Here is a 21626-nt window from a genome sequence, read left to right as displayed (position 1 = left end):
TAGTTCTCCCCGTAAGGCAACGCGGATGTAGCGCAGTTGGTAGCGCATCACCTTGCCAAGGTGAGGGTCGCGAGTTCGAGTCTCGTCATCCGCTCCACGAACGAAGGCTCATGCTCATGGAGAGCATGAGCCTCTTTCGTTCCGCCATGATGTTGGCGGGACGCCCCCTGCGTGAAGGACGCCCGGCGGACCCCTCGGGAGCCGGTCTTTTCGCGCCCGCCAGCCCCGTGCCGTGCGGCTGATCCGTCCCGGCCCGTGGGTCTCGGGGTGATCGCCAGGCCCTTCCGTGGAAAGGTGGTCGGTGTCCGCTCGAACCGTTCGGTTCGGGCTCGTGCGAGAAGGACCTGGAGACCATGTCAGTCACCCAATCGGCAAGCGCGCACTGGGAAGGCTCTCTCATCGAGGGCAAGGGCAACGTCAACCTCGACACGTCCAAGAGCGGCACCTTCGACATCGACTGGAAGGCGCGCGCCGAGGAGGCAGGCGGGAAGACCAGCCCGGAGGAGCTCATCGCGGCGGCACACTCGTCGTGCTACTCGATGGCGCTCTCGCACGGCCTGACGGGCGCGGGCACGCCGCCCACCTCGATCGACACCAACGCCAAGGTCACCTTCGTGGCCGGTCAGGGCATCACGGCCATCCACCTGACGGTGCGCGCCAACGTGCCGGGTCTCACGCAGGAGGCCTTCGTCGAGGCCGCCGAGGGCGCCAAGAAGAACTGCCCGGTGTCCAAGGCGCTCGCGGCCGTCGAGAACATCACCCTCGACGCTGCCCTGGTCTGAACCGCAGCGCCGCGGGGCCGTGGCTGATCAGGTGCTTGCGGTAGCGGACGTCGCCGGGCTGCTCGGCCACCTCGTACGAGCGGTCGAGCAGCTCTTCGGCGACGATCCGGCCTTCCAGGCGCGCGAGCTGGGCACCGAGGCAGTAGTGCGGGCCGTGGCCGAAGCCAAGGTGTCCCGGCACTGACGGCCTGCCGGGGTCGAAGTCCTCGGTGAACACGCGCGGGTCGCGGTTGCCGGCCGCGTAGTCGAGGAACAGGTGCTCGCCCTCGGTGATCTTCACCCCGGCCAAGGTCACCGGTCGCGTCGCCGTCCGGAAGAAGCCGACGAACGGCGAGTCGAGCCGCACGACCTCCTCCACCACACCGCCCAGACGGCGTTCGCGGCGGTCGAGTCGCAGCAGCGTGCTGGACAGCATGTTCGTGGTCGAGTCGGTGCCGGCCACGACGACCGCCAGGCACAGCGACAGCCGTTCCTGTTCGGACAGCTGGCCGCCCTTGAACGCGTCCGAACGCCCGAAGTAGGCGCAGAACTCGTTCATGCCGGTGAAGTACGACCCGAGCACCCGCTCGCTGATCTCCTCGCCGCTGGTCAGCTCCAGCACGGGCGCCACGAACTCGCGGAACAGCGGGAAGTCCTTCTCCGGCACGCCGAGCACGTCACCGACGACACCCAGGGCGAACGGCGCGGCGAACTCGCTCACGAAGTCGGCTTCCTCCGGCAGCGCGTCCAGCAGGGCCCGTGCGCGTTCCTGAATTGGGTCAGCCATTCGGCGTACCACCAATGGAGTGAATTTCTGATTCGCTGCGGCACGAATTCGGGCGTGCCTCGACCCGTCCGCCGCGTTGAGCGAGGACATCAATTCCAGCAATCGCCGCTGCTCCGGCGGCAGCAGTGCGGCTACCGCCGCGACCTGCGGTCCTGTCATGTTCCGGGAGGAGAACGTCACCGGATCAGCCAGCACGGCACGCAGCTCGGCGTATGCGGTCACCCGCTGGGCGTTGATTCTCGCGTCGAATTCCATTGCGATATCTTGGCGCGGTTCCAGCCTTTGTCGGGGGCTGACGACAGGACGAATAACGTGATCATCCGGCTGCTCGGACCGCTCGAACTCACAGGTCCGAACGGAGCAGTTCAGCTCGGCAGCGCGGGACAGCGGACCCTCGTGGCCCGACTCGCCGTCAAGCCCGGTGAGACGGTGCCGAGAAGCGCGCTCGTGGACGCGCTCTGGGCGGACCAGGTGCCCGCTACCGCCACCAAGACGCTGCACAGCCTCCTCGCACGGCTGCGCAACCAGATCCGGGACGCCGGGCTCGGTGAACTGATCATGACCCGAGAGCCGGGTTATGTGCTGAACGCGTCCGCCGACACCGTCGACGTGGCACGGTTCGAGTCGCTCGTCGCAGCAGCACGGGCGAGCAACGACCCTGTGGAGTCCGCACGGCAGCTGCGTGAGGCGCTCGCGTTGTGGACGGGTGATCCGCTGGCGGACTGCCGGCCGGGTGAGTGGACACGGCAGGAGTCAGCGCGGCTCACCGAGCTGCGGATGGACGCGACCGAGGAGCTGATGGACGCGTCGCTGGCTCTCGGGGAGCACGCCGCCGTGGCGCCGCTGGTGAACTCGCTGGTCGAGCAGCACCCGTTCCGCGAACGGCTGTGGGAACAGCTGATGATCGCGCTCTACCGCTGCGGGCGGCAGGCTGAGTCGCTGGCCGCGTTCCAGCGGGCCCGCGGTGTGCTCGTCGACGAGCTCGGCATCGAGCCCGGCACCCGGCTGCGCGACCTCGAACAGGCGGTGCTGACCGGAGATCCACGCCTCGACCTGCCCGAACGCGTTCCGGTGGTGATGCGCGGCAACCTCCCGGCCGACCGGTCGAGCTTCGTGGACCGCCCGGAAACCGAGGACGTCACGGATCTCATCAGGCAGCATCGGTTGGTGACGCTGGTCGGCGTCGGAGGCGTCGGCAAGACCCGGCTCGCGGTGCACGTGGCACGGGGCGAACAGCCGCCGGACGGGGTGTGGCTGGTGGAGCTGGCGGCGTTGCGCGACAGTGCGCTGGTGCCGCACACGGTGGCCGAGGCGCTGGGCGTGGTCGACCAGACCGGGCGCGGGCAGCTGAGCGTGCTCACCGACTTCCTCGCCGACCGGGACGCGTTGCTGGTGCTGGACAACTGCGAGCACGTCGTGGACCACTGCGCGGTGTTGGTCGACACGCTGCTGCGGGTCGCGCCAAAGCTCCGTGTCATCGCCACGTCCCGGCGCGCGCTACGGGTCTACGGCGAGCAGGTGATGTCCGTAGCGCCGTTGTCCGTGCCGTACCCGGCGGCGACCTTGTTCGCACAGCGGGCCAACGCGGCGGTGCCCGGCACGTTCGTCATCACGGACGCGAACGAGCAGGCCGTAACGGACCTGTGCCGGCGGCTGGACGGCATCCCGCTGGCGATCGAGATGGCGGCTCTGCGGGTGCGCGCCCTGACGCCGGCACAGCTGCTGGAACGGCTCGACGACCGGTTCAAGGTCCTGACCGACGACGGGCGAACGGTGTTGCCGCAGCACCAAACCCTGCTCGCGACCATGGACTGGAGCTTCGACCTGTGCTCCCCACGCGAACAGCTGCTGTGGGCGCGGGCGTCGGTCTTCGCGGGCAGCTTCGACCTCGCTGCGGCCGAGGCGGTGTGCTCCGACGACACGCTGACCGCGGACTACATGTTCGACGCGGTGGACGGCCTGGTCGACAAGTCCGTGCTGCAGCGCGAAGAACACGCGGGCGTGGCGCGCTATCGGTTGCTGGAGACCATGCGCCAGTACGGGCAGACTCGGTTGCGTGCGAGCGATGAGGAGTCACGGCTGCGCCTGAGACATCGCAACTGGTACGCGGGCATCGCCGAACAGGGCGAGCGGGCCTGGTTCACACCGCGGCAGGCCGCGACCGTCAGCTCGATGACCACCGAGAGCGGCAACATCCGCGCGGCGCTGGAGTACTCGCTGACAACGCCGGGCGAGGCGGACGCGGGTCTGCGGCTGGCGGCGACGCTGTGGTTCTACTGGGTCGGCTGCGGGCGGTTCGCCGAGGGACGGCACTGGCTGAACTGGGCGCTGTCGCTCGAGACCGAGCCGTCGCGGGCGCGCTGCAAGGCGTTGTGGGTCACGGGCTACGTGGCGACGTTGCAGGGCAACACATCCGCGGTGCCCGCGCTGCTGGAGTCGTGCCGCGCGGAGGCCTCGCTGCTGGACGACGAGGATGCCGACGTCTACGCGACCTACGTGCAGGGCGCGGCGGCGGTGTTCGACGACGATCTGCTGACGGGCGCCTCGTTGCTGGCGGAGGCCGACCGGCGGCACTCGGAGCTGGGCCACCTGGACAGCAACGTGATCATGGCACGGGTCGCGTTGGCCATCACCGTGGCCTTCGGCGGGGAGCTCGACCGGGCTGCTGCCCTGTGCACCGAGGCGCGGTCCGTGTGTGAGGAGAACGGCGAGCTCTGGGCGCGCGCGTACGCGTTGTACGTGCTGGCGTTCGTCGCGATGGGACGCGGTGAGGTCGCCGAGGCCCGTGAGCTGGCCACTTCTTCGTTGCGTATCAAGGAGAAGTTCGACGACCTGCTGGGCATCGCGGTGTCGGTGGAGCTGCTGGCGCTGATCTCGGTGGTCACGGGCTCCGCCGCGCACGCCGCGTTGCTGCTCGGCGGGGCGGACCGGGTGTGGCAGTCGGTCGGCTTGCCGCTGTTCGGGTCGGCGAACTTCGCGGCCTCACACGACCAGTGCGTCGCGCTGTGCCTGCAGGCGTTGGGTGACGAGGCGTACGCCGCCGAGTTCGCACGTGGGTCGGCGATGACCGTCGCACAGGTGGTCGCGGCGGCGCAGTCGTGACGCAGGCGCGGTGCAGCCGCGAGCGAGGACGCTGCTTCGCATGAGAACCAGCGTGCGCACGCCCGACGCCAACACGATCGAGGAAACGCTGAAGCTCGCGGCGCGGGCACCGTCGTTCGACATCATTCCGCCGTGGCGATGGCGCAAAGGCAACGAGTGCCTGGAACTCCTGACGACACGCGACGACCAGACGGCGTTGCTCGCGTGTGGCGCTGTTCTGCACCACGTGCGCATCGCTCTTTCAGCGATGGGCTGGAACTGCCACGTGCTGCGGTCCGCGGGTCCCGACGGCCAGATCGCGTCGGTGCACCCGCGCTGGGAGCTCGACCCGTTCTCGTGCGAGGTGGCCCCGGCGGCGGCGATCTCACTGCGCCGGGCGGATCCGCGGCCGTACCTGCCCGACGAGGTGCCGGACTCGGCGCTGACGTGGCTGCTGCACGCGGTTCGCGCGGAGAACTGCGACCTGGAGCTGGTTGCGCGGCGCAACGGGGTGCTGCTCCGGCTGATCGGCCACGACTGGCTGCGGATGGGCGAGGCAGTCAGCGCGGTGCTGCTGGCGTCGACCGTGTGGGGTCTCGCGTCGCAGGCGCTGCTGCACGAGGGCGAGGTGCTCGTCCGCGTCGGCTGGCAGTCTCCCAATGCCGAACCGTTGCCTCAGTCGGCACGCTAGGTCTTCCCCCGGCAGGGACCATTGGGTGCGTGGACCGCGACAGAACGCTCGCGCACCTGAGCGACGACGACTGGTTGAGACCTGACTCGTCGTCGACGCAGCTGTACCGGGACCTGTGTGCGTTGCGCGACCTGCCGGTGCGCGAGCTGACGCCCACGTCGCTGCACCTGCTGGTGACGCACCAGGTGGGCTTGGACGTGACCGCGCTGCTGGCGCTCGAACACGTCGAGTCGGAGCCGCTGCGGTCGTTCGCGCTGTACCCCGGCGATCTTCTCGCCGCTCTACTGAGAGTGGATCACTCGTTCTGGACCGATCACCCGGAGTTGCTGACCAGGATGACGATCCTGCTCGACCGCCTGCGCACGTTGCCGGAGGGCGACTGGCAGCTGCTGGTGTCCGCGGCCGAGCAGTTTCCCGGTTAGGCGCGCGTTAGGCGTCTCTTTGCCGCCGGGTGAGTTGCTGGTGCCATGGCAAAGACTCTCGCGGCAGCCGGCCTCACGCTGGCCTCTCTCGCCGCCACCGCAGTGTTCTTCTCCCCCGTGGCTTCTGCCGAGACGTGCAAGGCCTCCTACTACGACGGTGGCGGCACCACCGCCAGCGGTGAGCGCTTCGACCCCAACAAGCTCACCGCCGCGCACAAGACGCTGCCGTTCGGCACCAAGGTGAAGGTGAAGAACCGCTCCAACAACAAGACCGTGACCGTACGGATCAACGACCGCGGCCCGTACGTCTCCGGCCGCTGCGTGGACCTGACCCCGAGGGCCTTCAAGGCCATCGCACCGTTGTCACAGGGCGTGGTCGGCGTGACCGTCACCAGGGTTTAGTTGAGTAGAAAACAATCGTTCTGCTTGACCCGATCGAGTGAACGAGATAGGCAATCCGGGTGTTGGCGGCGATGAGTGGGCCCGGTCGGCTCGCAACCGGGGCGCTCCTCGGTGCTGCCGTCGCTGCGTTTTACGTGCTCGCGCCGCATGTCGGATCGCTCGCATCGGGCGATCCGACACACCCCGGCGACGACAAACCGGCCCGCGTCTCGCTCATCAACACGCCTTCGTTGATGCCCACGCCCACCGAAGTTCCGTCACTGACAGTGTCGTCCACCCCGTCGTCGTCCGCGCCGTCTTCTTCTTCCAAGACAACGACTACGACCACCACCACGACGACTGTCGTCACGACGACAACGACTCAGGCGCCGCGGCCCACCACGACGACCACACAACCGCGGCCGCCCACCACGACCACCACCACGCGGTGCGGAATCCTCCTCTGCTGAGGTTCAGCCGGTGATCGTGAACTCCACGATGTCGCCCGACTCGACCCGGTCGACCGGCAGCCCGTCGACGGGCCGTGCCGCGAAGTCGACACCGAACGGCCGCGACTTGATCACGACGACTTTCCTGATGCCGTAGTGCTTCAGCACGTCGACGCTGCGCTGGTCGGGGAAGTTCTTGGTGGCCTCGGAGATCTCCTGGTACTGCGGCGGGAAGTTGCCGGAGTTGCCGTTCGCGAGCTTCGGGAAGCCCTCGGTGGACCAGAGCAGGTAGGTGAACTCGCTGGTCTCGTCGATCGGCAGGATCAGCAGCGGCTCACGTGTCTCGGCGAAGACCCGCCGCACGTCCGGCGGGATGCCGGGGTTCTCGACGTGCGGCCACCGCGGAATGCCCTCCAGCAGAGCCGCCAGCGCGGGCACCAGCAGGTAGATCGCGATGAGCTGCAACGCGACCTGCGTGCGGTCGACCAGCAGCCTGCCGAACTCGGTCACCGCACCAGCCGCGAGCAGCGCGAGCGGCAGAATCGCCCAGAGCATCAACCGACCGGGCGTGCGCATGGCGTTCCAGCCGGGCAGGTGGTCCCACAGGAACTGGTAGACGGCACCGTCGAGGAAGTTCACCCCGAGCGCCAGCAGGACCGAACCGACGACCACGGACGCCAGCAGGACCCGCACCCGAACCCGCCACGCGCTGACGAACAGGCCGATCGCGGCGAGCAGCACCACGACCAGACCGGGGAACAACAGCTTCTCGCCGATGCCCGGTTCGGGGATCGCACTGTGGTCGTTGAAGATCGTCTCGACCCACAGCCACGTCTCGTACGGGGTGGTCCACAACCCGTTGACCGGCGGCGAGAACCGCTGGATCTCCTGCCAGGTGCGCTTGAAGCCGTACGTGTCGAGCACGCGCATGTACGGCACGATCAGGAACCAGGTCACCAGGAGGAACGCCGCGGCACCGTACGTGTTCGCGATCACCACCCGGAGCCCGCGGCGCCAGGCGGTGGCCGCGATCACCAGCCCGACCACGCCCATCAGGTAGACGAACGGCAGCCCGATCGCGAACCCGATCGACACCTGCCAGGCGGCGATCAACCACCCGGCGAAGATCCACCCCGGCCTGGCCTCGCTCCGCCCGCGAAACGAGTACCCGTGCCCGCGGGCGAGCGCCCACAGCGCGAGAGCGATCCCACCGGTCGACACCACGTTGAGGTGGTGCAGGTGAGCGAGCCGCCACGGCGCCCACGCGAAGACCACACCGGCCAGCGCCGCACCCTGCCAGCTGCTGCCGAGCTGCTTGGCCAGCAGGTAACACCCGGTGAACGCCAGCGCGAAGGCCAGCACGAAGGCGACGTTGTACCGGAAGACCGCCGCGTACTGACCGTCCCCGAAAAGGCTCAGCGGCAGATAACCGAGCAACGAGTCGGTGAAGGCGAAGTTGTCGACCGCCGGGTAGAACTGGTTCGCGGTCCAGAGGTCGCCGCCCTCGGTCGCGAAGTGGTGCAGCCAGGCCAGTTCCCACGTCTGCAGGAGCGGGTCGCCCAGACCGCCGGTGATCAGCGACCTGGGGTTCAGCACGATCCGGAAGTTGAAGACCAGCGAGATCAGCAGGCCGAAGTAGAACGCGACAGCGCCCTCGGAGCGGAACAGCCGTCCCGCTCTGCCGGCCAGCCGGATCCAGCGGGCTCGCTGCGTGTCCTCCGTCGGACCGGAAACCGCGTCCGGTGCCGAAATCGCCCCCACGAGCTGGCCCTTCTGTGCGTTCAGCCGGTCATCCCCCGAAATGCCCAAGCCGATCGGGCACTCAGGTGACTGTACTTCGCGCGTGAAAGGACTTGGTCCGGGTTGGGGCGGTCGGTGAGCACGGCGTGGAACGGGGGTACCGTCTGCGGCGTCGAACGCCCTGGCAACGCGTCATGCGGGGCAATCAGCTTCGTCTTGTTGCCGCGACCGAATAACGCCATTGCTCCAATCTAAGGGTGTCGTGTGCCACAAGGCGGTCACAACTTGCCAGGTCGGCGCGATGTCAAACAGTCAGCTTCGGCACAATGTTGCGGTCTGACGGTTATCTGGAAGGGGGGTGCCAGGCGTGACCTGGCAAGAAGAGCTGCAGAAGCTTGACCTGGAGCTGGCCTCGGGTCGGATCTCTGCGGACGACTACCGCCGCCGCCGGGACGAGGTGCTGGCCGGTTCCGCGTCGGCTCCTGCGCCTCAGCAGCAGCAAGGCCCCTTCGCGCCGCCGTTCCGCTGGCAGGCGACCCCTCCGCAGCAGGGGCAGCAGCCGCCGAACCCGGACGCGACCCAGGTCGTCGGCACCGGTCAGGCTCCTGCGCCGGACGCGACGCAGGTCGTGAACACCCAGCAGAAGGGTGACGCCGACCGCACGCAGTTCGTCCGGCCGGTCACCGGGCCGAACCCGCAGCAGGGTGGCTGGCAGTCCCAGCAGCCGATTTCCGCTCCGCCGCCGTGGACCACGGGCGACGGTGGCTTCGGTCCGGTGGGCGAGCCGTCGCCCGGCTGGATCGCCCAGGGGCCCGAGGCGTTCGACGACGCCGGCGAGCGCAGCGGCAAGGGCAAGATCTTCGCCATCATCGGCGTGATCCTCGTGCTGGCGCTGATCGGCGGTGGCATCTGGTGGTTCACGAGCAGACCGAGCAGCGGTGGTGGCGGCGAGACGAGTGCGCAGACCACCTCGCAGACGCCGACGAGCAAGCCCAAGCCGAAGGACGACCTGGAGATCGCCGATCTGCCCGGCACCCAGGAGGACCAGTCCGGCATCAAGACGTTCGACGACGTCGTCGCGCAGAAGCTCCTCACCGACGAGGAGAACGCCGCGTACACCACGGCCGGTGCCACGAAGGTCCGCGTGGGCGTGTCGAAGCTGCCGAACGGTGACGTCGTGCAGGTCATCACCGCGCAGGCGAGCGACGCCGCCGCGGCGGCCACCGCTGTCGAGGCGCTCACCGCCCTGCAGGTCAAGTTCGGCATGAAGCCGTACTCCGGTGTTTCCCCCGCCAGCGTGTCGACGCACCAGGTCGACGTCGCCGGCGACAAGAAGGGCTCTGTGCGCGCCCACTACGTTCACAAGAACACGATCGTGCGCGTGCAGGTCGCGGGCAAGGACCAGGCTGCGATCAGCAAGGACTTCGACACGGTCCTCGCCGCGCAGCTCAGTGCGCTGCCCACGGGCGCGTGATCTCGACGGGCGACCCTCGGGTGGTCGCCTGCACGGTGGCGACACGTGCCCAGCACCCCGCAGCGCGGGTGCTGGGCACGTCCTACCTGAGGCACCACCCCGAGCACGAGTTCGTCGTCGTCGATCTGGAGGACCCGCCGGACTGGCTGGGTTTCTCTGACGACGAGTACCTCGATCTCGCGACCGCGCACGACGTCGACGAACTGGCCGACGTCGTGACGCCGCGAGTGGTCCGGGGTTTGCTTGCCAAGTACGACGTCGTCGTCAAGCTGCCGCCGCGCGCCCTCGTGCTGGCACCGCTCGCGGTCGTCGCCACCAGGGGTTTCGTCGACCTCTCCGAGTCCGCGCTGGCGCACTGGAACCTCCACGAGCGGTCGGTGGAGGGCGCGAGCCTGATCAGGTTCGACGACTACGACCCGCGCACCCCGTGGATGCCCGCGCCGAACTGCGAGCGCGTGTTGTTCTCCGAGCGGCCAGAGCTGAAGAAGATCTACGACGACTACGCGGCTCTCGTCGAGCCGAACGACGTTCCGTACCGCTTCGGGTCCTTTTTGGACGGAACACCGATCACGGCACCGATGCGCACGCTCTTCCGCGAGGCGCTGACGCCGTCGAACCGGCTCAACCCGACCGGCGACAGACCTCCGCACGCGTTCGACGGAGAGCGCTTCCAGGAGTGGCTGCGGCTTCCCGCGACACCGGTCGAGCGCGTCAACGGGTTCAACCGGCTCCTGCTGGCCGTGTGGCGGTCACGGATCGATCTGCAGACCGCGTTCCCGCAGCCGTTCGGCCCCGGTTTCCGCCAGTGGTGCCATCTGCACGGACGGCACGAGGGCGTGCCGGAGTGGGCGCTTCCCGGCGAACCGATCGAGCCAGCCCCGCCCGGCGAGGAGTTCGGCGTCAACGTCGCCGGCTACCACACCGCGGAACTGGGCATCGGCGAGATGGGCCGCGTGATGTTGCGGGTGCTGGCCGCGTCGAACGTCCCGCACGTGTCGGTGGTCGAGGAGCACTCGATCACCACGACTGTCCGAACCGGACTCGAGGCGCCGGACTCCGTTGGCGCGCCCCGGTTTCCGATCAGCCTGATCACCGTGAACGGCGACTTCACCCACGCCCTGCTCGCAGCGCATCCCGAGGTGGGCCACGACCGCTACCGGATCGGGTTGTGGGCGTGGGAGCTCGAGGAGTTCCCTGCGTCGATGCACCACGGTTTCGCCCACGTGGACGAGATCTGGACGGTCAGCGAGTTCTCCCGGCGCGCCATCGCCGAGCACTCGCCGGTGCCCGTGCACGCGATCCCGGTCCCGGTGCCCGATCCTGGTGAGCCGCGCCGCGAGCTGGGCGACCGCACGCGGTTCCTCTTCGCGTTCGACTACAACAGCACGGCCGGCCGCAAGAACCCGTACGGACTGGTCAGCGCTTTCCAGGCGGCGTTCGAGGGCCGTGACGACGTCGAGCTGGTGATCAAGTCGACGAACTCCCACTCGAACATCTCCGCCGCGGAACGCCTTCGGCTCCAGGTCGCGGGCGACGAGCGGATCACCCTCGTGGAGCGCTACCTCTCCGTCGAGGAGCTCGCCGACCTGTACGCCACCAGCCATGCGTACGTGTCGCTGCACCGCGGTGAGGGCTTCGGTCTCACCGTCGCCGAGGCGATGATCCGCGCCATCCCGGTGATCTCCACGGCCTATTCGGGCACCGCGGAGTTCGTCACCGAGGAGACCGGCTGGCCGATTCCGCACACCACGACGACCGTTGGCCCCGGCTGGGCTCCGTATCCGGCCGACTGCCAGTGGGCGGACCCGGATCTGGACGCCGCCGCGCGCGCGATGCGCGAGGTCGCGGACAACCCGGAGGAAGCCCGCCGCCGCGGTGCCGCCGCCCGCGCTCATCTGCTGCGGACCCGCCCGGTCGACGCCGCCGCGCTGTGGACGACCGAACGTCTGACAGCGGCCCACGAGGCGTGGCTGGCCCGGCACCAGGAGCAGGTACCGGAGCCTCCCTCACTGGCGAGGCGTGTGGCGCGCCGGATCGTCAGGACTGTTCGAATCCCCTGATCCACTTCCTTGACCTGCACTAGAATTCGCGCACACCTCTCTCTGCACTCCCTGGACGGCTGATGTCGGAAGCACGCCTGGCGGACGCACTCGCGCGCCTGGATCAGAACAAGGAACTGCGGCTGCCACTGCGTTCCCGTGACCTGCTCGGCAGGCTCGCGCTGCGGTTCCTCTGGCGGCGCCAGGTGAAGTGGCAGATCGAGAGCAACATCGCGAGCCGCGACGCTCTCAGCGCGTTGAGCGAGATCCTGCACAACCAGCAGCAGGTGCCGAGAGCCGAGCTGGCGCACGAGGTGCAGCAGCTGCAGCGCGCGGACCAGAACATCATGGCGGGGCTGAACCAGCGCCTCTACGCGGCGATGGGCAGCATCCGCACCGAGCTCGGCGACCTGCGCCTGCAGCTCGTCGACACCGGCCTGCACGCCGAGAAAGTGGACCAGCGCCTCGACGCGATCGAGTCCCAGCTCGCCGAACTGACCGCGGCCGCCCGCGACGCCCGCCTCCGCAACGCCCAGGTCGACCTCGTGCTCGACCAGTTCCGCAGGTCGGACAACGCCGAGGTCGAAGTAACGGTGCCGGCCAGGGCGAACGGCGTCGAACTGGCGATCGCCGAGCTGCTCGACGGCCCGGTCGACCACGTGCGTGCCGCACGGGCGGCCCACCTTCCGGTCGTCGAAGGCCGTGGCACGGTGTTCGACGCCGCGCCGTCGCGAGGCGAGTGGTTCGAGGTGCTGCGCGAAGCGGGCATCTCCGTGCTGGGCGCATCGGCGAACCCCTCGGTGGTGAAGCACAACGCGGAACTCGGCTTCCACGTCGAGGAGGCCGACCCGCTGGACGCGCTCACCCGCGTGGACAAGCGTTCTCTTGGCGCGGTCACGGCTTTCCGCTTCGTCGAGCGGTTGTCGGTGGAGGCGCTGTCGCAGTTCGTGTCGCTGGCCGCGGAGTCGTTGCGGCCGGGCGGCGTGCTGCTGGTGGAGAGCCCGGTCGCCGGTCCCGAGTTCCACGTCGATCCGTTCGCGCTGCGGCCGGTGCACCCCACCTACCTGCGTTTCCTCGCCGAGACGGCGGGCTTCGCAGAGGTGTCCGTCGAGCAGCGCGAACACCCGCTCGGCGCACGTTTCACGCTGACCGCGCGGATGTGACCGTGCGCTACAGCATGTGGAGCCCGTTGCCGCCCGACCGCAGCGGGATCGCCGACTACACGCACGAGCTCCTCGCCGAGATGGACGACGTCGAGCCGGTCGCCCGCACGAGTCCGCGAGCGCGGTCGACAGGGTTGGCGTGCTACCAGATGGGCAACCACGCGGGCGCGCACTCGTGGATCTACGACCAGGCGATCAAGGTGCCCGGTGTCGTCGTCCTGCACGAGATGTCGTTGCTGGACTTCAACCTCGGCTACTGCCGTGGGCTCACCCCCGAGTTCTACAAGGAACTGAAGGACGCGCACGGCCCGATCTGGGGAGATCCGAACGACCCTGCCCTGCTGCACGGGTTGCCCGCGGTCGAGGTCGACGGGGTGAAGTCGCTCGACAGCCGCACCATGACGCTGGAACACCGGGTCGTGACGGCGAGCCGCGGCGTGATCGTGCACGACCCGCACTCGGCCGAGCTGCTTCGCGAACGCTTCCCCGGCAAGCCGGTCTTCGTCGTACCGCACGGCGCACCGCTGCGCGACGACACCGACCGCGACGACATCCGGTCGCGCTTCGGCTGGACCGACGAACACGTGGTCTTCGGTGTCTTCGGCGGTTTCAACCGGATCAAGCGCATCCTGGTGACCGTGCTCGCGTTCGCGGAGGTGCGCAGGCGCTGGCCGAACGCGCGGCTGCTCATCGCGGGCCACGTCGACTACCCGGACGTGCACGCCGACGTCGTCAGCACGATCGCGCAGTTCGGTCTGGAGGACTCGGTCCACCTGGAGCTCAGCCCGGCGAAGCAGGTGTTCGAGGATCTGATCACCGCCACCGACGTGGTGGTCAACCTCCGCTGGCCGACGATGGGCGAGACCAGCGGCGTGATGATGCGGGCGTTCGGCGCCGGTCGCATGGTGATCACGAGCGACCTGCCCCAGCACCGTCACCTCGACGAGGCCTTCTGCCCGCGCATCCCGATCGAGCCCGCCCGTGAGGCCGAGGCGCTGGCCGCGTTGCTGGAGAAGGTGGTCGAGAACCCGGCCGCGGCTCGGGCGGCGGGCAAGCTGGCGCACGACTGGGTCGCCGGGCACGCGACGTGGCCGATCGCCGCCGAGGGCTACCGGAAGGCGCTCGACAGCGTCGCCGCGGGCGAGCGGCCTGCCGACGTCGCGCTGCCCGGCGTGAACCTGTTCGCCGACCTGCGCGCGACGACCGGTCTCTCCGAGTCGTTCCGCCGCGCGGGACTGGCGATGCGCCGCGCAGGCGTGCCGATGACGTACACGGAGTTCAACTCCCGCGCGCCGGTCCGGACGGTCCAGGTGCCGCGCGAGATGCTGGAGCTGCGTGGCGGCAAGGACTACCCGCTCGACCTGTGGATGGTGAACCTCAACGAGTTCCAGCTCATCCCGGAGACGGCGCTCGACCGGTACACGATCGCGCTGTGGGCGTGGGAGATGCCGGAGATCCTCGACTACACGCTCCAGCAGCTGCCGCGCGTCGACGAGCTGTGGGTCGTGTCGTCCTACGTGGCCGAGGCGTTCCGCACGGCGACCGACGTGCCGATCACGGTGGTGCCGAACGTGGTCACCGAGATCTCGTCGGTCCCCGACCGACCCCGGTTCGGCCTGGACGAGGACGCCTTCGTGGTCCTGTTCACCTTCAGCGCCTCGTCGAGCGACGCGCGCAAGAACCCGTGGGGCGTGATCGAGGCGTTCAAACGGGCCTTCGCACCGCACGAGCGCGGCACCACCGCACAGCTCGTGATCAAGGTGATGGACCTCGACATCTTCCCGCTGATGGCCGCCGCTCTGCAGGACGCGGTCGCCTCCGTCAACGGAGTGCTGATCACGGGTGACCTGACCCGCGCCGAGATGGACTCGCTGCTCGCGAGCTGCGACGTGTACGCGTCGCTGCACCGCTCAGAGGGCTTCGGCATGGGCATGGCGGAGGCGATGTCGATCGGCAAGCCGGTGGTGGCCACGGGTTACAGCGGCAATACCGACTTCATGCCACCCGGATCGGCGGGAGTCGTCGGATACAACATCCGCCCGATCACCATGGCCGACCACCGCTACGACGAGCGCTTCGCCGACTGGTACCGCCCCGGCCTGCTGTGGGCCGAGCCGAACGTGGCCCAGGCCGCCGGATGGCTGCGCCGCCTGGCGGACAGCCCTTCGCTGCGCGCTCGGATGGGTGCCGCGGCGCGACAGGCGATCTGGGAGCGGTGCAGCTACGAGGCGGTCGGCAAGGTCATCCGCGACCGCATCGAGGCTATTTACGAGGAGCGTTCTCCAGCTCGATGAGCCGTGCCTCGAGCGCGGCGATCCGCTGCCGGGCTCGTGCGGTCTCCCGTTCGGCGTGCTGTGCGGCCTCGCGCAGCGCGTCGAACTCGGCCAGCTCGTGCTGGTGCGCCCGTTCGGCCTCCTGCACGGCCTCTTCGAGCCGCCGGATGTACGCGATCTCGGCCATCCGGGCCGCCCGCTGCTCGGCGACCTCGGCGCGGACGTACTTGTCGAACACGTTCGCCGGCACCGCGAGCAGTTCCAGCGCCTCGGCGTCGTCCGCCTGCGCGTAGAACCTGTTCAGCCCGTCGAACAACGCGCACCGGTAGCCGGCCTCGGTCATCAACGGGTCCCACTCGTGGTGCGCGGGCTTGGTGGAACCGGGCTCGGTCGCCTCGACGACCACCACACGCGGCCGGTGCCGGTCCCAGTCGGCGCCCTCGATGACGCCGCGCTCCTCGCCCTCCACGTCGATCTTGAGGAAGTCGATCTCGCCGGGGTGCTCGTCGAGCACGTCGGCGAGCGTGCGGACCTCGACCTCGATCTCGACGATCTCGAGAGTCGACTCGGCCTGGTAGGTGCTCGCGAGAACGCTGTCGAGCGTCGACCACCCCGACCGGTTCACGACGTGGTGCAGCACCGCCGAACCGGGCTTGGCGCCGAGCGCGACCGCCAGCGTCACGTCGCCGGGCCGCGCCTTGCGCAACGCCGCCGCCTGGGCGGGGATCGGCTCGATGTTGATGCCCCGCCAGCCGAGGTCGTAGAAGTACTTGGTGACCGAGTCCTCGACGGGATCAGACGCGCCGACGTCCACATAACGGCCGGTCGTCCTGCCGTGGAAGAGCCGGGCGAGGAGGACGTCCTCCGCGTTCTGCGCGTACGAGATCACGGTGCAGACAATATCGGTCTCGCCGGTGCGGCAACCCACGATCGCACCGCTGCGTCTCTACCATCGACAGCTGACGGAGCCCCAGGAGGACTCGATGGCACCAGTGGTGATATTAGTCACATTGGCGGGATTGGCGTTCCTGACGCGAACCGTAATGGCCCTCCAGGCCGTTTCTTCCAATAAGGACGCCAGTGATTACCCTAAGCCACAGACGTCCACCAATTGAGATACTCGTTCGGGCTGCGGCTTACGGACGAACGTTGACTTACCGTACGATCCTTTCGGGTCGTATGACTGAACGGTCACCCAAAGGGGACCTCACAGGGGTAGGTGCGCCATGGACCACGCACTGAGCAAGGTCATCGAGCTGCGCGAGAGCGGTTTTCAGTTCCTCCACCTGAGGGACGACGCCGGGCAGCTCGACCGCATCATGGCGTTCAAGCAGCGCAGAGGCTTCATCGACTCGATCCTGTTCTGGTCAGAGACCGAGGCGCGCGCGGGCCGTCTGCCCGCCGTCCGCGACTCGGCTCGCCCGGCACAGGCCGTCTGGATCTACGAGGGACCGCTCTGCGAGGCCGTCGACCGGCTGCTCGACCTGCCGGAGCCTGGCGCCCGCAACGCACCCACGTTGATGAAGGCGACCGCTTCCGACCTGGCCGTCGTCACGACGTTGCCATTTAAGTTGAAGCTTCCACCGGGCGCGATCGCCTAGCTTTTGTCAGTCGTTTTCGAAGTCGCCGCGCTTGATGGCGCCGATGAACGCTGCCCAATCGGGCGCGGCGACGACCGAATTTGTCCGGTTCTTGGAGTCGCGCACACGCGCGACTGAGCCATTCAGAGCAATCCCGACGCAGCTTCCGTTTCCGCCGTTGTTGCTGCGGCCGCTCTTGCGCCACACAGCAGACACATCGATCCCTACCTCTCGGCGGCCAACCTCTCGATCCACGCAGCGGACTCTTCGGGGGTCAACGCCAGCTTCGAGAGGTGTTCGAAGGTAAGGGTAGTGGCCTTCACCCGGTCGGGGTCTTCGATGTGCACCGACCGGCTGCGTGCTCGACGTCGTCGCGGCTTGGTTGTGCTCCGTTAAGTCGGGCAGGGCGCGGTCTGGTGCTCGTCTCCGAAAGCCCGGATGGTCGCGCTCTCATGCACGTCGCTGCCGAGATGGCGGTAGAGAAATGCCGACGCAAACGTTTGCTGATCACCCCAACTGCTGCCCACCGTGCAGTTGGCAGCCATGAGAGCGCGATCTTCATGATCGAAGGGCGGCTGCCTGCCGGCATCACTCTCACTGTCACATCCCAAGAGATAGCTGCGACACGCCACTAGTGGTCATGGACCACCTGCATCGCATCGAGTACCACCGGCGGCGGCCAGACGGTGCGCTGGACCTCGAGCACGTCGAGGAGGTCACGGATCTTGGTTGGTACATAAGAAAAGGCGACGAGCGGCGGTGCCGGTACACCATCGAGTGCGCCCGCGACTTCATGGCTCGCGCCGGAACGAAGGAGGGTCTTTGCGCGATATCGGTGTGGCGGGACAAAGAGCGCGTCTGCACGGTCGCCGTGGACTGGCGCCCCCTGAAGGGATGAAGAAGTTCCCCCGCCTGAGTTAACCAGCTTGATGTAGAGCGGTCGGACACGACACCTTCGCGCCCATGAACCTCAGGAAGACCATCACGGGGGCCGCTATCGCCCTCGGCGGCGCCACCGTCATGCTCGGCCTGGGCGGCACCGCGCACGCGGACGTTGCCAGCACCGCAGTGGAGACGACGCCGGACCTCGGCGGCCAGCTGGGCGACGTGGCCGGCGCCGCCAACCTCGCCTCGGTGAACACGGAGGACGTGGACGGCAAGATCCAGGCCATCAACGCGCAGGACCTCGACGTGAAGGCGATCGTCGAGAACGTCGACGCGGGCGGCAACGGCGTTCCCGCCGCGACGCTGCTCGGCCTGAACGAGCCGCAGGGGCCGCCGCACGGCGAAGCCGCGCTCGACATCTGATCCAACCAGTACTTCCTGGCCGGGGCGGCGCCCGATTCCCTCCCCCTCGAATCGGGCGCCGTTCCACTCTCTAGGAGCGAAACGCCTTGCGCATCAAGAAGATCGTCGCTTCGGCCGGTCTCGCGGCCGGTGCGCTCGCCGCGCTGGCGGGCACCGCGAGCGCGAGCTCGCTTCCCCAGGTCGACGACTCGATCAAGCAGGTCTCCGACCTCGCAGGGGGCGCGGGCATCAGCACGCTGCACAACACCGGTGGCGGCGTGTCGATGGTCCACGACGGCACCGAAGTGATCGGCGGCTAGCGACCCACCGCGTAGCCCTGCGTGCCGCGCGGGTTCGCACCGGCGCGCAGGAGTCCGTCCGTGGAATCCCTTGCCACGGCTGACATCCGGCCGAGCGTCCACTCGCCGGCGTCCACGACCTGGTGGCCCTTGCGCCGCAACGCTTCCAGGACGTCCGCGCCGGCGCGTGACTCGATGACGAGTTCGCCTGGGGTCCAGGCGCGCGGGTAGAACGAGCTCGGGAACGCGTTCGAGTGCCACATCGGCGAGTCGATGGCTTCCTGGAGGTTCAGGCCGGCCATGTGCGCCAGCCAGAAGCCGAGCTGCCACTGGTCCTGCTGGTCGCCGCCGGGCGTGCCGAACGCCAGCGCCGCCTCGCCGTCGCGCAACGCCATCGAGGGCGACAACGTGATCCGCGGGCGCTTGCCGGGAGCCAGCGAGTTCGGCAAGTCCTTGTCCAGCCAGAACATCTGGGCGCGGCTGCCCAGGCAGAAGCCGAGTGACGGGATCGTCGGCGACGACTGCAGCCAGCCGCCGGACGGGGTCGCGGACACCATGTTGCCCCAGCGGTCCACGACGTCGACGTGCACGGTGTCGCCGCGCGTCACGCCGGAGCGGGCGACCGTCGGTTCACCGATCGCGCCGGTCGGGTCAGAGGTCAGCACCGCCGGGCCGCTGCTGATGTGCTTGGGCAGCAACGGTTCCCGGCCGTCGGGCGAGCCGGGGCGAAGTTCGTAGGAGGCCGTGTCGCCGATCAGCGCACGGCGTTCGGCGGCGTAGGAACGCGACAGCAAGGTCTCCAGCGGCACGTCACCGGTGTCGCCGTACCAGGCTTCGCGGTCGGCGAAAGCGAGCTTCGCGGCCTCGACCGCGAGGTGCAGGGTCTCTGCGGTGGGCTTGCCGTCCACATAGGACAGGTCAAATCCCTCCAGCAACCGGAGCTGTTGTGCCAGAACGGGTCCCTGCGTCCACGCGCCGGCCTTGACAAGCGACCACGAGCCGAAGTCGACGGTCAGCGCGTCCTCGTACGACGCCTCCCACGACGCCATGTCGGCACCGGTCAGCACACCGGCGTGGTCGCGGCCCGAGTCGTCGCGGAAGGCCGTGCGGCAGAACTCGTCGACCTGTGCCGCGACGAAACCCTGCGACCAGGCCCTGCGCGCGGCCTCGATCTGCGCTTCCCGGTCGGAGCCCGCAGCTTCGGCGGCGGCCAGCAGCCACTCCCAGGTGTCGGCGAGCTTCGGGTTGCGGAAACGGCCGCCGCGCACGGGAAGCGATCCTCCGGGCATCCACTGCGCGGCCGACGTCGGCCAGTGGTCGCGGAACAGGTCCGAGACCATCTCGATGGTGTCGACGACACGGGCCACGAGCGGGAAGCCGTCACGGGCGTAGCCGATGGCCTTGTCCAACACGTCGCGCAACGACTTCGTGCCGTAGTCACGCAGAAGTGTGAGCCAGCCGTCCCACGCACCAGGCACCGTCGCGGCGAGCAGACCACTGCCGGGAATGAGGTCGAGGCCCAGCGACAGGTAGTGCTCGATGGTGGCACCGGCGGGTGCCACGCCCTGTCCGCAGAGCACACGCGGCGCCGATCCAGCGGCCGCGAAGATGATCGGGACCTCGCCACCGGGGCCGTTGAGGTGCGGTTCTACGACCTGAAGCACGAATCCGGCGGTAACGGCGGCGTCGAAGGCGTTGCCGCCATCCTCCAGGACGGCCATGGCGGCCGACGAGGCCAGCCAGTGGGTCGATCCGACCATGCCGAAGGTGCCGACGAGTTCGGGGCGCGTGGTGAACACCCCATAAAGGTATGCGACGCTAACTAAATTGCGTGACTCCGAGTGATGCACGCCCCACACCCGAATGGAGCAGTCCGGCGCGCTGCAACGCGTCGGCGTCGAGGTGGTTGCGGGCATCGACGACGACATGGCCGTCCATCAATTCGGCGACGCGAACCCAGTCCAACGTCCGGAACACGGGCCAGTCGGTCAACAGCACCACGGCCTCGGCACCCTTCACCGCCTGGTACGGGTCGTCGACCAGCAACATTCCGGCCACCGGCCCGGTCACCTCCGGGTCGAACGCCGTCAGCTCGGCACCGTCGAGCACCAGCTGCTCCGCGACGGCCAGCGCGGGCGAGTCGCGCAGGTCGTTCGTACCGGCCTTGAACGCGAGCCCGAGCACGCCGATCCGCACCCCGGCCAGCGAACCGCCACAGGCAGCACGAACCTTGTCCACGATCCGCAGCTGCGCCCGGACGTTGGCCTCGATCGTCGACCGGATCAGCCCGAAGTCGACACCGACCGCCTCGGCGATCTGCACCATCGCGTGCGTGTCCTTCGGCAGGCACGAACCGCCCCAGCCCGGCCCCGGCCGCAGGAACGACTGCCCGATCCGCTTGTCGTAGCCCATGCCCTCGGACACCGACTCGATGTCGGCACCGAGCAGTTCACACAGCTCAGCGACCGCGTTGACGTACGAGAGCTTCATCGCGAGGAAGCAGTTCGCGGCGTACTTGACCATCTCGGCGCTCGCGGCGTCCATCAGCACCGTCGGCGCACCGAGCTTCGCGAACAGCGCCGCGACCCGCTCAGCCGCGGACGGCGAGTCCGAGCCGACAACGATCCGATCAGGGTGCAGAAAGTCGCGCACGGCAGTTCCCTCGCGCAGGAACTCCGGGTTGGACACGACGGCGACGTCCTCACGGCCGAGCAACGCGCGCACGCGTCCCGACGTACCCACCGGCACCGTCGACTTCGTGACGATGATGGCCCCATACGGCAGCACGTCGGAGATCTCCGCAGCCACCGACTCGACAGCGCTCAGGTCAGCCGCCCCACCAGCACCCATCGGCGTCGGCAGGCAGAAGAACACGACCTCGGCGTCGGCCACCGCCGCGGCGGCCCCGACCACGAACTCCAGCCGCCCGGCTGCCTGTCCCTCGACGACGAGCTCGGCGAGCCCCGGCTCCAGGATGTCGACCTGCCCGGCGCGCAGCCGCGCGACCTTGAGCTGGTCGACGTCCGCGCAGACCACGCGGTGTCCGAGCGAGGCTAGGCAGGCTCCCGTGGTCAACCCCACGTAACCAGTGCCGACGACGGCGATCCGGCGAGCGAACATGCGGGTGACCCTGACAGGCCCAGTTGGCTTCCCGGAGAACTCCGTACGACTTTCGTCGTAGCTGACCGTGACAGATCTC

The 21626-nt window shown here is 68.6% G+C and carries 21 protein-coding genes and 1 tRNA gene; 14 read left to right on the top strand and 8 right to left on the bottom strand.

The features are described from left to right. The first annotated feature begins 21 nt into the window (after nucleotides 1-21). Together JOD27_RS07145 and JOD27_RS07140 are read left to right on the top strand one after the other, a co-directional pair. A tRNA-Gly gene (locus tag JOD27_RS07145) sits at nucleotides 22-97 on the top strand. A 256-nt stretch (nucleotides 98-353) separates the two neighbouring features. Beyond that, nucleotides 354-782: an OsmC family peroxiredoxin gene (locus JOD27_RS07140; RefSeq protein WP_204761340.1), complete on the top strand. Its 429-nt coding sequence runs from the start codon at nucleotides 354-356 to the stop codon at nucleotides 780-782. On the opposite strand, the gene JOD27_RS07135 is transcribed toward JOD27_RS07140, so the two are convergent. Continuing rightward, entirely contained in the window at nucleotides 757-1548 is a 792-nt protein-coding gene (locus tag JOD27_RS07135) for a cytochrome P450 (RefSeq protein ID WP_204761339.1), read from the bottom strand. The two genes, JOD27_RS07140 and JOD27_RS07135, sit on opposite strands and share 26 nt — an antisense overlap. A 312-nt stretch (nucleotides 1549-1860) precedes the next feature. On the opposite strand from JOD27_RS07135, the gene JOD27_RS07130 reads away from it, so the two are divergent. From JOD27_RS07130 to JOD27_RS07115, 4 genes are read left to right on the top strand one after another with little or no spacing between them, the layout of a single operon-like run. Further along, nucleotides 1861-4650 (top strand): AfsR/SARP family transcriptional regulator, encoded by a 2790-nt coding sequence (locus tag JOD27_RS07130; protein ID WP_204761338.1) that lies wholly within the window; start codon nucleotides 1861-1863, stop codon nucleotides 4648-4650. Nucleotides 4651-4690: 40 nt separating this feature from the next. After that, nucleotides 4691-5320 carry a hypothetical protein gene (locus JOD27_RS07125; RefSeq protein WP_204761337.1) on the top strand — a complete coding sequence of 210 codons (630 nt, stop codon included), beginning with the start codon at nucleotides 4691-4693 and terminating at the stop codon, nucleotides 5318-5320. A 29-nt stretch (nucleotides 5321-5349) separates the two neighbouring features. Beyond that, the gene (locus JOD27_RS07120) at nucleotides 5350-5742 is read left to right on the top strand and encodes a contact-dependent growth inhibition system immunity protein (RefSeq protein WP_204761336.1); all 393 of its coding nucleotides are present in this window, start codon (nucleotides 5350-5352) and stop codon (nucleotides 5740-5742) included. A gap of 45 nt (nucleotides 5743-5787) precedes the next feature. Further along, nucleotides 5788-6144 (top strand): septal ring lytic transglycosylase RlpA family protein, encoded by a 357-nt coding sequence (locus JOD27_RS07115; protein WP_204761335.1) that lies wholly within the window; start codon nucleotides 5788-5790, stop codon nucleotides 6142-6144. Between the two features lie 130 nt (nucleotides 6145-6274). On the opposite strand, the gene JOD27_RS07110 is transcribed toward JOD27_RS07115, so the two are convergent. Continuing rightward, a complete protein-coding gene (locus tag JOD27_RS07110; protein WP_204761334.1) occupies nucleotides 6275-6493 on the bottom strand; it encodes a hypothetical protein in 219 nt (72 codons plus the stop codon). Between the two features lie 103 nt (nucleotides 6494-6596). Continuing rightward, complete coding sequence (locus JOD27_RS07105; RefSeq protein WP_204761333.1) at nucleotides 6597-8333, bottom strand: putative glycosyltransferase family protein; 1737 nt, start codon at nucleotides 8331-8333, stop codon at nucleotides 6597-6599. 346 nt (nucleotides 8334-8679) lie between these two features. Between JOD27_RS07105 and JOD27_RS07100 the strand changes: the two genes are divergently transcribed. The 4 genes from JOD27_RS07100 to JOD27_RS07085 all read left to right on the top strand — a co-directional run bounded on the left by JOD27_RS07100 (nucleotide 8680) and on the right by JOD27_RS07085 (nucleotide 15282). Then, a complete protein-coding gene (locus JOD27_RS07100; protein WP_204761332.1) occupies nucleotides 8680-9786 on the top strand; it encodes a flagellar basal body-associated FliL family protein in 1107 nt (368 codons plus the stop codon). Beyond that, the gene (locus tag JOD27_RS46480) at nucleotides 9783-11846 is read left to right on the top strand and encodes a glycosyltransferase (protein ID WP_204761331.1); all 2064 of its coding nucleotides are present in this window, start codon (nucleotides 9783-9785) and stop codon (nucleotides 11844-11846) included. The genes JOD27_RS07100 and JOD27_RS46480 overlap by 4 nt, the downstream gene beginning before the upstream one ends. 62 nt (nucleotides 11847-11908) lie before the next feature. Continuing rightward, the gene (locus JOD27_RS07090) at nucleotides 11909-12988 is read left to right on the top strand and encodes a hypothetical protein (RefSeq protein ID WP_204761330.1); all 1080 of its coding nucleotides are present in this window, start codon (nucleotides 11909-11911) and stop codon (nucleotides 12986-12988) included. Nucleotides 12989-12990: 2 nt separating this feature from the next. Further along, a complete protein-coding gene (locus JOD27_RS07085; protein WP_307829970.1) occupies nucleotides 12991-15282 on the top strand; it encodes a glycosyltransferase in 2292 nt (763 codons plus the stop codon). Here JOD27_RS07085 and JOD27_RS07080 read toward each other — a convergent pair. Next, complete coding sequence (locus tag JOD27_RS07080; protein ID WP_204761329.1) at nucleotides 15251-16150, bottom strand: FkbM family methyltransferase; 900 nt, start codon at nucleotides 16148-16150, stop codon at nucleotides 15251-15253. The genes JOD27_RS07085 and JOD27_RS07080 overlap by 32 nt on opposite strands. Before the next feature lie 337 nt (nucleotides 16151-16487). Here JOD27_RS07080 and JOD27_RS07075 point away from each other — a divergent pair, with 337 nt between their 5' ends. Continuing rightward, nucleotides 16488-16862 carry a hypothetical protein gene (locus JOD27_RS07075; RefSeq protein WP_045313056.1) on the top strand — a complete coding sequence of 125 codons (375 nt, stop codon included), beginning with the start codon at nucleotides 16488-16490 and terminating at the stop codon, nucleotides 16860-16862. Nucleotides 16863-16868: 6 nt separating this feature from the next. On the opposite strand, the gene JOD27_RS46475 is transcribed toward JOD27_RS07075, so the two are convergent. Together JOD27_RS46475 and JOD27_RS47130 are read right to left on the bottom strand one after the other, a co-directional pair. Further along, complete coding sequence (locus JOD27_RS46475; protein ID WP_204761328.1) at nucleotides 16869-17048, bottom strand: DUF397 domain-containing protein; 180 nt, start codon at nucleotides 17046-17048, stop codon at nucleotides 16869-16871. 17 nt (nucleotides 17049-17065) lie between these two features. Continuing rightward, nucleotides 17066-17188 carry a hypothetical protein gene (locus tag JOD27_RS47130; protein ID WP_372441672.1) on the bottom strand — a complete coding sequence of 41 codons (123 nt, stop codon included), beginning with the start codon at nucleotides 17186-17188 and terminating at the stop codon, nucleotides 17066-17068. Between the two features lie 293 nt (nucleotides 17189-17481). On the opposite strand from JOD27_RS47130, the gene JOD27_RS07065 reads away from it, so the two are divergent. The 3 genes from JOD27_RS07065 to JOD27_RS07055 all read left to right on the top strand — a co-directional run bounded on the left by JOD27_RS07065 (nucleotide 17482) and on the right by JOD27_RS07055 (nucleotide 18448). Further along, nucleotides 17482-17739, top strand: coding sequence for a hypothetical protein (locus JOD27_RS07065; RefSeq protein ID WP_204761327.1), 258 nt, complete (start codon nucleotides 17482-17484; stop codon nucleotides 17737-17739). A 65-nt stretch (nucleotides 17740-17804) separates the two neighbouring features. Further along, nucleotides 17805-18149 carry a hypothetical protein gene (locus tag JOD27_RS07060; protein ID WP_204761326.1) on the top strand — a complete coding sequence of 115 codons (345 nt, stop codon included), beginning with the start codon at nucleotides 17805-17807 and terminating at the stop codon, nucleotides 18147-18149. Nucleotides 18150-18235: 86 nt separating this feature from the next. Beyond that, nucleotides 18236-18448, top strand: coding sequence for a hypothetical protein (locus tag JOD27_RS07055; RefSeq protein WP_204761325.1), 213 nt, complete (start codon nucleotides 18236-18238; stop codon nucleotides 18446-18448). Here JOD27_RS07055 and JOD27_RS07050 read toward each other — a convergent pair. Continuing rightward, complete coding sequence (locus JOD27_RS07050; RefSeq protein WP_204761324.1) at nucleotides 18445-20226, bottom strand: gamma-glutamyltransferase family protein; 1782 nt, start codon at nucleotides 20224-20226, stop codon at nucleotides 18445-18447. The two genes, JOD27_RS07055 and JOD27_RS07050, sit on opposite strands and share 4 nt — an antisense overlap. A 19-nt stretch (nucleotides 20227-20245) precedes the next feature. After that, nucleotides 20246-21547, bottom strand: a complete 1302-nt coding sequence (locus JOD27_RS07045; protein ID WP_204761323.1) for a UDP-glucose dehydrogenase family protein — start codon at nucleotides 21545-21547, stop codon at nucleotides 20246-20248. Between the last annotated feature and the right edge of the window lie 79 nt (nucleotides 21548-21626).

The sequence above is a fragment of the Lentzea nigeriaca genome (assembly GCF_016907955.1).
In the GTDB taxonomy this organism is placed as follows: domain Bacteria; phylum Actinomycetota; class Actinomycetes; order Mycobacteriales; family Pseudonocardiaceae; genus Lentzea; species Lentzea nigeriaca.
The sequence above is the reverse complement of the archived record's forward strand: the minus strand, read 5'-3'. Positions and strand labels throughout refer to the sequence as shown.

Coding starts and splice junctions, on each gene's coding strand:
- JOD27_RS07135 (WP_204761339.1), bottom strand. CDS start 1,548: ATGGCTGACCCAATTCAGGAACGCGCACGGGCCCTGCTGGACGCGCTG.
- JOD27_RS07065 (WP_204761327.1), top strand. CDS start 17,482: ATGGACCACCTGCATCGCATCGAGTACCACCGGCGGCGGCCAGACGGT.
- JOD27_RS07125 (WP_204761337.1), top strand. CDS start 4,691: ATGAGAACCAGCGTGCGCACGCCCGACGCCAACACGATCGAGGAAACG.
- JOD27_RS07090 (WP_204761330.1), top strand. CDS start 11,909: ATGTCGGAAGCACGCCTGGCGGACGCACTCGCGCGCCTGGATCAGAAC.
- JOD27_RS07075 (WP_045313056.1), top strand. CDS start 16,488: ATGGACCACGCACTGAGCAAGGTCATCGAGCTGCGCGAGAGCGGTTTT.
- JOD27_RS07045 (WP_204761323.1), bottom strand. CDS start 21,547: ATGTTCGCTCGCCGGATCGCCGTCGTCGGCACTGGTTACGTGGGGTTG.
- JOD27_RS07060 (WP_204761326.1), top strand. CDS start 17,805: ATGAACCTCAGGAAGACCATCACGGGGGCCGCTATCGCCCTCGGCGGC.
- JOD27_RS07115 (WP_204761335.1), top strand. CDS start 5,788: ATGGCAAAGACTCTCGCGGCAGCCGGCCTCACGCTGGCCTCTCTCGCC.
- JOD27_RS07140 (WP_204761340.1), top strand. CDS start 354: ATGTCAGTCACCCAATCGGCAAGCGCGCACTGGGAAGGCTCTCTCATC.